This window comes from Pseudoalteromonas sp. S558, from assembly GCF_005886635.1.
GTDB lineage: Bacteria > Pseudomonadota > Gammaproteobacteria > Enterobacterales > Alteromonadaceae > Pseudoalteromonas > Pseudoalteromonas aliena.
The window spans coordinates 1-455 of the sequence record NZ_PNDU01000501.1 but is presented as its reverse complement, the minus strand read 5'-3'; the positions used below and the strand labels follow the sequence as shown (position 1 = coordinate 455).

Annotated in this window: 1 protein-coding gene and 1 pseudogene; both read left to right on the top strand. The window is 37.1% G+C overall.

Annotation, left to right across the window (positions count from 1 at the left end; translation table 11 throughout):
- The coding region (locus CWB66_RS21095; RefSeq protein WP_138586969.1) for an alpha/beta fold hydrolase at window positions 1–240 on the top strand (240 nt) is incomplete at its 5' end.
- Between the two features lie 5 nt (window positions 241–245).
- Window positions 246–455, top strand: a pseudogene (locus CWB66_RS22515) (PAS domain-containing protein); the annotation flags it as partial.

Below are 455 nucleotides of genomic sequence, written 5' to 3'. Positions count from 1 at the left end.
GCAAAAACCGTTCCAGAAGCCACTTTTTTATCTGCTTCTCGCGAGACGCTTAAACATATACAACAGCCATCATTAGTGTTACTACGTGAGCATGATGCTTTAGCGGCTCCATCTGTAGGCGAATTTGTCGCAAATGAAATACCTAACGCTACGCTCCAAGTTATAAGCGCACATGGTCATTGTATTCATATGACTCACCCAGAAACAGTCGGCCGTTCGATTATTGACTTTGTGAGTTAACCTTAATGCCCCTGCATCAATTAGATGATAATAGAGTTACAGATTACTCTGCTGATTACTTTTTAAGTGGCGCATTGGTGACCAATGCGGATAACGTAATTGTTTATGTAAATACTTATTTTAAAAAGGAACTAAACTGGCATTGCAATGAACTTATTGGCAAGTATATTGACAAAATCCTAACTAAATCTTCAAAAATATTTTTACAAAGTTAT